The organism is Pseudomonadota bacterium (assembly GCA_030860485.1).
Lineage (GTDB): Bacteria > Pseudomonadota > Gammaproteobacteria > JACCXJ01 > JACCXJ01 > JACCXJ01.
In genome coordinates, this window is record JALZID010000338.1 from 1 (window position 1) to 8,258 (window position 8,258).

General features: G+C 63.7%; 11 protein-coding genes and 1 pseudogene. 2 read left to right on the forward strand and 10 right to left on the reverse strand.

Annotated features, from left to right (window positions below; translation table 11 throughout):
- Positions 1-137 precede the first annotated feature (137 nt).
- From M3461_21100 to M3461_21115, 4 genes are all read right to left on the reverse strand, one after another.
- Entirely contained in the window at positions 138-839 is a 702-nt protein-coding gene (locus M3461_21100) for an RT0821/Lpp0805 family surface protein (GenBank protein MDQ3776668.1), read from the reverse strand.
- A gap of 121 nt (positions 840-960) precedes the next feature.
- On the reverse strand, positions 961-1,686 hold the full coding sequence (locus tag M3461_21105) for a rhomboid family intramembrane serine protease (protein MDQ3776669.1): 726 nt from the start codon (positions 1,684-1,686) through the stop codon (positions 961-963).
- Positions 1,687-1,773: 87 nt separating this feature from the next.
- On the reverse strand, positions 1,774-2,460 hold the full coding sequence (locus tag M3461_21110) for an ABC transporter ATP-binding protein (protein ID MDQ3776670.1): 687 nt from the start codon (positions 2,458-2,460) through the stop codon (positions 1,774-1,776).
- A 56-nt stretch (positions 2,461-2,516) separates the two neighbouring features.
- Positions 2,517-3,101: an isochorismatase family protein gene (locus M3461_21115; GenBank protein ID MDQ3776671.1), complete on the reverse strand. Its 585-nt coding sequence runs from the start codon at positions 3,099-3,101 to the stop codon at positions 2,517-2,519.
- A 141-nt stretch (positions 3,102-3,242) separates the two neighbouring features.
- Here M3461_21115 and M3461_21120 point away from each other — a divergent pair, with 141 nt between their 5' ends.
- The gene (locus tag M3461_21120) at positions 3,243-3,443 is read left to right on the forward strand and encodes a YbdD/YjiX family protein (GenBank protein MDQ3776672.1); all 201 of its coding nucleotides are present in this window, start codon (positions 3,243-3,245) and stop codon (positions 3,441-3,443) included.
- 91 nt (positions 3,444-3,534) lie between these two features.
- Here M3461_21120 and uvrB read toward each other — a convergent pair whose 3' ends face one another.
- Complete coding sequence (gene uvrB / locus M3461_21125; protein MDQ3776673.1) at positions 3,535-5,553, reverse strand: excinuclease ABC subunit UvrB; 2,019 nt, start codon at positions 5,551-5,553, stop codon at positions 3,535-3,537.
- Positions 5,554-5,617: 64 nt separating this feature from the next.
- Positions 5,618-6,047: pseudogene (locus M3461_21130) on the reverse strand (VOC family protein).
- A gap of 464 nt (positions 6,048-6,511) precedes the next feature.
- On the opposite strand from M3461_21130, the gene M3461_21135 reads away from it, so the two are divergent.
- Complete coding sequence (locus M3461_21135; GenBank protein MDQ3776674.1) at positions 6,512-6,682, forward strand: hypothetical protein; 171 nt, start codon at positions 6,512-6,514, stop codon at positions 6,680-6,682.
- Positions 6,683-6,739: 57 nt separating this feature from the next.
- Here M3461_21135 and M3461_21140 read toward each other — a convergent pair whose 3' ends face one another.
- The 4 genes from M3461_21140 to M3461_21155 all read right to left on the reverse strand — a co-directional run.
- Entirely contained in the window at positions 6,740-7,111 is a 372-nt protein-coding gene (locus M3461_21140; protein ID MDQ3776675.1) for a clan AA aspartic protease, read from the reverse strand.
- Entirely contained in the window at positions 7,108-7,383 is a 276-nt protein-coding gene (locus M3461_21145; protein MDQ3776676.1) for a hypothetical protein, read from the reverse strand. The genes M3461_21140 and M3461_21145 overlap by 4 nt, the downstream gene beginning before the upstream one ends.
- Positions 7,384-7,781: 398 nt before the next feature.
- The gene (locus M3461_21150; GenBank protein ID MDQ3776677.1) at positions 7,782-8,024 is read right to left on the reverse strand and encodes a DUF4365 domain-containing protein; all 243 of its coding nucleotides are present in this window, start codon (positions 8,022-8,024) and stop codon (positions 7,782-7,784) included.
- Positions 8,021-8,258: hypothetical protein (locus M3461_21155; GenBank protein ID MDQ3776678.1), on the reverse strand; the 238-nt coding region annotated here is incomplete at its 5' end. The genes M3461_21155 and M3461_21150, both read right to left, overlap by 4 nt.

The window sequence follows — 8,258 nt, forward strand, 5'->3', positions numbered from 1 at the left end:
GGTTGAAAACCGGGTAGGGATCGATCCGATCATCATCATTTCACCGTCCCTACAGCATCAATGACCGTTCGACCAACGATGGTCCCGCTCAGCACCTGCGCCGCCGCTGTACCGTTCAACCTTAGTCCGACAGGCTGCTAGTCCACGATACGCCACGCCCCGTCCCGATCCCGGCAGGCGGTACGCCTGACTTCACGGATCTTGCCGCGGTGCACCCTCTGGGTCACGAGCTCCCGGCAGGCCAGGCCGCTGCGGTAGAAGCTGCGGACGGGTGTCAGCTGGTACCGGGTTGCGGAGGCGGTGTCTTCCCACGCGATCCGCTCCCGATCGGCCGCACCGTCGAGGACCTGGTAGGTGCAGTCTTCATCGGCGGCACTCGCGCCGCCGCCGAATTGGCTGCCGAGGACGGCGCCCAATACACCGCCCAGCGCCGCCGAGGTCGCGTTACCCCCCGTCACCTGCGATGCCAGGCCCTGACCCAGCACTGCCCCCGCCTGGGCGCCGCTCGGTCGCGGGATACACACGCCCCCGCCGAACAGCGACTGCCGCGTCACCCGGGGATGCCGAGTCTCGGCCTCTCGAAAGCTCGGTGCTGGATAGGTCGATCCGTGGAAGTCGTCCCAGTCGACGACCTCATCGTCATAGTCGCCGTGGTCCTCGTCGCGCCCATGGCGGTGGTGCTTTCCGTGTTTTCCGTCTCCCGCATGCTGCGCGCGGTGGCCGTTGCCCTTGGCCCAATCGGGGGGATCGGCGAGGGCCGGATCCGGTAGGACGAGGAGACCGGCGACGCCGGAAACGAGGGTGATGGCCAGAGACAGCGAGCGGAAGGGTCGGTGCATACAGGGGTGGGCCGAGAAGGAAACCGGAGCAACTATCGGCGCCCGGGAAGCGGGATTGAGGATCGAATCCCGCGCCATCACGACCAATGGCGCCCCCGGATCCCGCCGGAGATCACCTCGCTCATCGCTCCCGCTTGCGATACCAGCGCCGTGACCCGTGGCGCGGTTGGAGTAGCGGCACATCACGGTATTTGAAGGCCGGGATGAGCGCCATACCGGCTACGAAGCCGCCGACGTGGGCGATCCAGGCCACGCCCCCCTGCTGCCCCTCCGAAAGTGTGAAGCTCATCAACTGAAAGATGAACCAGAACCACAAGACCCAGAAGGCCGGCAGCCGGATGACCTGCGAGAATATCCCGAACGGCAGAAAGATGAGCACCCGGGCATAAGGATAGAGCAGCAGGTAGGCGCCGAGGACCCCGGAGATGGCGCCGCTCGCCCCGATCATGGGCACGGTGGAGCGTGGGTCGAACAGCCCGTAACCCAGGGCCCCGATCGCCCCACACAGGAGATAAAACAAAGTGAAACGGAAACGACCCATGGCCTTCTCGACGTTGTTGCCGAAGATCCAGAGATAAAGCACGTTGCCGCCGAGATGCAAGAGATCGGCGTGCAGGAACATGGACGTGAGGATCATCACGGCCTTGGGCGACAGGACGATGTCCGGGGAAACGCCTACGCCACGGAAAAGCACCGCCGGGATCAGTCCATAGCCGTAGATCACCTGCCGCAGCTCGTCCCGCCCCAGGGACAACTCCCACAGGAACACCAGGACAGAGATCACGATGAGGGCACCAGTGACGAGCGGAGCGGCGTGCCCTCTGCGGTCATCGCGCAGTGGTATCACGGTGTCAGGCGCGAGCGATGGCGGTCTAGGCCCACCGGATGGCGTGCCGGGAGGGATCGACACCCCGGCGTTGGGTGAGGGCGATGCTCATGGTCCGAGCTCGATCAAACGCCCCCGGTCGAGGGTCAGGATGCGGTCGGCCAGCCCCATCACCTCGCGGCTATGGGTCACGACGACCAGGGTCTTGCCCGCCCGGCGCACGAGCCGATCCAGGGTCTCCATGACCGCCCGCCCCGTGTCCAGATCGAGGTTGCCGGTCGGCTCGTCGCAGAGGAGCACATCCGGTTCGTGCACCAGGGCCCGGGCTATCGCGACGCGCTGCTGCTCCCCACCGGATAGGTGGTCGGGGAACGACCCGGCCCGGTCGGCGAGCCCGAGCTCATCCAAGATCCCCAGGGCCTGCGCCTCTGCCGTCGTGGCCTCCCAACCATTCAGCTCGAGCGGCAGGAGCAGGTTTTCGATCACCGTCAGGGTAGGTACCAGGTTGAAGGACTGAAACACGAAACCGATGCGCCGGCGGCGGAACAGGGTCCGTTCTCTCTCGCTCAGTCGCTCGATCCGGGCCCCGCCGACCCATACCGCACCGCTGCTCGGAACATCGATCCCGCCGATCAGGTTCAGGAATGTGGACTTGCCCGAGCCGCTGCGGCCCACGACGACCGTGACCTCGCCCTGCAGGAGGGTAGCCGTGATCCGATCCAGGACCACGCGCACCCGGCCCCCTTCGTCATAGGACTTCGTGACCTCGCGCAGATCGACGACCGGCGCCGGTATCGCCACGGGCAGGGAGGGAGGACGTTGGAGACTTGACGGGGCGATCCGCAAGTTGCCTAGGGCAGGAGCCCCGCCACCGCCTTGAAGCGATCGTGGCGCGCATCCCCGAGCCACTCGAACACCACAGATTCGGCGCTGACCACCGAAGCCCCGCTCCGCTGCATGCGCAGGAGGGCGTTCTGATAGTTCTCCAGCTTGCGCGAGCACACGGCGTCTTCGGCGATGAAGACCGTGAACCCATGGGCAACGAGGTCGACGACGGTCTGGAGCACGCAGATGTGGGCCTCCATCCCCGTCACCACGATGTGCGTACGCCCGGCATCCCGCAGCGACGCCAAAAAGCCGTCCGCGCGGACGCACGAGAACGCGGTCTTCTCCCAACGATGCACACCGGCAGGCAGGCACTCGCGGACCCTGGGTTCGAGCGGGCCCAGGCCCTTGGGATATTGTTCGGCGGCATGCACCGGCACGTCCAGAAGCTCTGCAGTCTGGAGCAGGAGCCTGGTGTTCTGCAGCACCCGATTGAGCACCTTGGCCGGCATCGCCGCGCCGAGCTTGGTTTGAATATCGATGACGACGAGTTGGCTCTTCTCTGCCTCACAGAGCCCTCCGACACTCGCTTGCCCACTGTGCCCATCCATCGTGTGCGACTCACCTCGGCTTGCGGCCGTCGGGCGGGTGACCCGACCCTCGCCCACCCGACGCGCGGCGCGTGTGCTTGAAACAACGCCGCCGCGGGTCGTAGAGTAGCATAGTCATAGGCCATGAAATCGATGAGGCCCATGAAATCGATAAAGCAGATACGCGCGCTCCTCTGGTCGTGGTGGCGCCGAGTGCGGACCCTGGCCGGGGATGACGCCTACGAACGCTACCTCGCCCACCGCGCCTGCCATCACGCCGATGGCGGGCCCCCGCCGACCCGTGCCGAGTTCTACCGGCGCGAGCTGGAACGCAAATGGAACCGGCCGCACCGCTGCTGCTGAGGAGCAGGGCCCCACGGCACATTAGAAAATTTCTCCCCTCGATTTCCCACCTCGAGCGCGCTCGTCGATAAGGATTCGGCCCGGGCGTTCCTCATCCCACCTTTCGCGACGGTAAGCCGAAGGCCTCCGATCGGATGCGGGCGATCTCGTCGCGGAGCTTGGCTGCTTGTTCGAATTCCAGGTCGCGAGCGTGGCGGTACATCGCCTCCTCGAGTTTCTTGATTTGCTTCATTGCCGCCTCGGGAGACCGGGCCCGGTACTCGGCGCGTGGCTCGGCAACCTTGTGGCGGGGGGCGCGCCGCTCTTCGGGATCCGCCAACTCCATGATGTCGGCGACGGCCTTGTGCACGCCGAGCGGGGTGATGCCGTGGACGCGGTTGTGATCCGTTTGTTTCCTGCGCCTTCTCGCCATCTCGTCGAGGGCGCGCTGCATGGATCCCGTGACCCGGTTGGCGTAGAGGATGGCCCGCCCCCTGAGGTTGCGTGCGGCGCGGCCCACGGTCTGGATGAGCGAGCGCTCGGAGCGCAGAAACCCTTCTTTGTCGGCATCGAGCACCGCAACCAGCGACACCTCGGGGAGGTCGAGCCCCTCGCGCAAGAGGTTGATCCCGACGAGCACATCGAACCGTCCGAGCCGGAGATCTCGGATGATCTCGACGCGCTCGACCGTATCGATGTCGGAATGGAGATAATGGACCCGCACGCCATGCTCCGATAGATAATCCGTCAGGTCCTCGGCCATGCGCTTGGTGAGCGTCGTGACCAAGACGCGTTCGTCCGACTTGACCCGTATATTGATCTCGGAGAGGAGGTCATCGACCTGGGTGGTCTGCTCGCGCACCTCGACCTCGGGGTCCACGAGCCCCGTCGGGCGGACCACCTGCTCGGCCACTTGGCCCGCGCGTGCCAGCTCGTAGGGCCCCGGGGTCGCCGAAACGAAGATCGTCTGCGGTGCGAGTCGCTCCCACTCCTCGAAGCGCAAGGGCCGGTTGTCGAGCGCCGAGGGCAGGCGAAATCCATAGTCCACCAAGTTTTCCTTGCGCGCGCGGTCGCCGCGATACATCCCCCCGAGCTGGGGGATGGTCACGTGGCTCTCGTCCACCACCAGGATCGCATCGGCGGGGAGATAATCGAACAAGGTGGGCGGCGGCTCGCCCGGATTGCGCCCGGAGAGGTAGCGCGAGTAGTTCTCGATCCCGGCGCAATAACCGATCTCGTGCATCATCTCCAGATCGAAGCGTGTGCGCTGCTCCAAGCGCTGGGCCTCCAGGAGCTTGCCCGACACAAGGAGCTCTTCCAGGCGCTCGGCCAGGTCCACCTTGATCGCCTCGATGGCGTCGAGGATCGTCTGGCGTTTGGTCACGTAGTGGGACTTGGGATAAACCGTTAGCCGCGCAACCTTGCGCAGTGTTTCGCCCGTCAAGGGATCGAAGAACGACAGGGAATCGATCCGATCGTCGAACAGCTCGACTCTCACCGCCTCCGACTCGGACTCGGCCGGGAAGATGTCGATCACCTCCCCGCGCGCCCGATAACTCGCGCGGTGCAGCTCGATGTCGTTGCGGGTATATTGCAGCTCCGCGAGCCTTCGGAGGATGGCGCGCTCTTCGACCTCCGCGCCGCGCACGAGGTGCAGCACCATGCTGTGGTATTCCTTTGGATCGCCGAGACCGTAGATCGCCGAGACCGTGGCGACGATGATGGTATCCGGGCGCTCGAGCAGGGCCTTGGTCGCGGACAGACGCATCTGCTCGATGTGCTCGTTGATGGTCGCGTCCTTTTCGATATAGGTGTCCGAGGCGGGCATATAGGCCTCGGGCTGATAGTAATCGTAATACGACACGAAGTATTCGACCGCGTTTTGGGGGAAAAAACCTTTCATTTCCCCGTAGAGCTGGGCCGCGAGCGTCTTGTTGGGGGCGAGCACGAGAGTCGGCCTTTGCACGGCCTCGATGACGTTGGCGATCGTGAAGGTCTTGCCCGAGCCCGTGACCCCCAGCAGCGCCTGCTGGGCGAGCCCATCGCTGAGCCCTTCGCAGAGCGAGGCGATGGCCTCCGGCTGATCGCCCGCCGGGCGGTAGGAGGAGTCGAGGCGGAAGGGCCTGGTCACGGGACTCGACATCGAGCCGAACCTATTCGAATGTCCGGTCCTCTCTTGGATGTCTTAGTGGTTCTCACCACGGATCGTAGGTGCCGATATTCCACAGGTGCCCCTCGAGATCGCGGCAACTGAAGTCGCGCCCGCCATAGTCCTCGTCCCTGATCTCGATCACGATCTCGGCGCCGGCGGCCTCGGCCCTGGCGTAAATCGCATCGGCGTCCGATACGACCACGTAGGCGCTTTGCGTCTCGAAGCCTCCTATCTCGTCGGGTTGCTTTATCAGGCGGCCGAACTCGGTTTCGACTTCGAGGACGGAGCCGAGCATGATCATGCCGTTGCCGAAACCTGAGCTGCGCATGGCCTATCGTCCCATCGGCATTGGGCACGACGAGCTGTTTTTCAAACCCGAACGTCCGGCATAGCCATTCGATTGCGTTCGGCGCATCGCGATAACGAAGGCAGGGTATTATCGTCGCTCTGGTGTCCTTCGCGGGATTGGACATTACGTTCTCCTCTCTGTTAGCGTTCGTGGTCTGGGTCCAGACGTCGGACGAACAGGACCGGTCGGTCGAGGTGACGAAGGAACCCCGGCATTACACACCCGCCAAAATGTCGGGGGGGTCGTTTCTCACGCCTCGCGCACAGGCCCGCCAACCCGGCATGGACTACGAATAGGTTGATGGGCACGCTATGGGCACGCTACCATCTACCATTCGATGGGCACGCGACGCTTTGCCCATCCTACCCTTTACGGACCTCGCCAGCGTGCACTATACTCGCTTGAAGAGAATAACGAAGCCAGGAGGAAAGCCCCGGACTCCAGCCGCTGCTGCCGCGCCTGCCGGCGGCGCTTCTCCCGCGCTTTGCCCGGTACCATGACCAGCTCCTGCACCTGCCCCGGCGCACCCGGCGCGCGCTACAGCGGCAGTGGAAAACGCTCGCTCGCGGCCGTGCCCTGCTCTTGGCCTTGGACCAGGCGCCCGCGCTGGCGGCCAACTTCAACATCCCCTGCCCCGGCGACGTTGGCGACAACGCCGCCCTCATCCAAGCCATCAACGATGCGAATAACGAGGGCGTAAATCCCGGCCCGGATAGCATCACCCTAGTCGCCAACTGCACCCACACGCTGCTGGCATGACACACCGCCTCAAATGTCGGGCGTTTATCATCCCACCTATGGGGCTGCAAGTTTTCGTCAGGGCAGGCCTTCGATAGTGACTTTGCCGCCATCCAGCACCTGTATCCGCACCTCATGCCCAGCAAGCAGACACATGCCCACAAGCGGCTCCGTGTCGGTCGCATCGGTCTCCACGGTCCGTACGTGTCCGTCCCAGAGAATGGTTGCCGCATACACATCGAAGAACCGCTCGCTTCCGTCGCCGAGCTTCGCTCGTTGACGACCAAGCCAAGGAGGACCCAGCGCCTTGATGAGCATGGGGGGAAGCGTCAAAAACCCTGTGAAACCCGTGTCAATGATGGCTTCGATAGCTTCCTCCTGGCCGTGTATTGCATAGACGATAAGCGGGATCGTTGCTTCGTGGTTCGCGTTGACGACCCCCGTGATCACGCCGTCTCCGAGACCGTGCGTGGCCCGAAACGGTGGACTGCACGATGCCCAATGCGCACAAACCACGTCTGGGCGTTCGGACATCGGGCCAGAAGGCGGTCCGAAGCCGTGAGCACGTCGTCGGCCACCTCAAAGGCCCCGCTGTCTATGTCGATCGCCACGATCTTACCGCGGTTGCCGGCCTCGACCTCAGGACGGACAGAGCGCTCGTAGATGTCATCACCACGTCGTGCGTGCTCCTCTGGGTTATAGCGCGGTTGCCGTTTCGTCATTGACTTGCTCCCATGTTGGAAGACTGAGCTCGCGAATCAGCCGACGAAGGAACCCCGGCCCGCCGAAATGTCGCCGGTCGTTCCCCACCCCGGCTCGGCTGACCTGCCGGACTCGAAGCCATGAGACTTGGGGATCGTAAAGCCCGACCATGCCGGTAGCGCGGTGGCGGAGGGCTCGATGTGTTGGTCATGGTGTGATGTCCCCTCTTGGACGCAAACGTTGGGATCATGACGAAGTATGGTCAAAAGGAAGTAATCGGTCAATGGGGGGTAGGCATAGTGGGACCGCTCATGGTTTGAGAGGACCACACGCCCGCGGCATCGGCCGGCTCGGCGCGGGCCAGCTCGGCCACCTCACCGGGTACAAACAGCATCTCAATCCTTTTGCCCTATCCATTCTATGCCTTTGCCCGCATTGGCGGAAAGAACGCATCCCGGACCTTCCATACCGCCTCCATGTCGAGCTTCTCACCCTCAAAGATGACTTGACGGCTTTTCTTGTCCTTCCGGTTCTTGAGGTAGCGCGTCACGTTCATCCAGCGGATGATTTCTTGGCCGCTCGTTTCGTCCTTCTGGCGGATAACGAGATACACATCCACCGGCTGGCTGATCCAGTAATTGACGTGACGCTCGTCTTTCACGTCAAAGACTTCGCGTCCGTCGCCTTTGCGTGTCCGCAGATAGGAGCTCCACTCTTGAGCTGCACGTAGACCTTCTTTCCGCTGGCGCGGTCGTCGTTACCCTTGAACTGTCGGGTAAGGGACTGGCGCGGTACCTGAGTCACGGCTCGGCCCGTTTCCAGCCCCTCCCCATAAGAACTGCTCGTGAGGTTTTCCCTCAAGCAGCTCACCCAGCGAGCTTCATCGAAAGGGTTA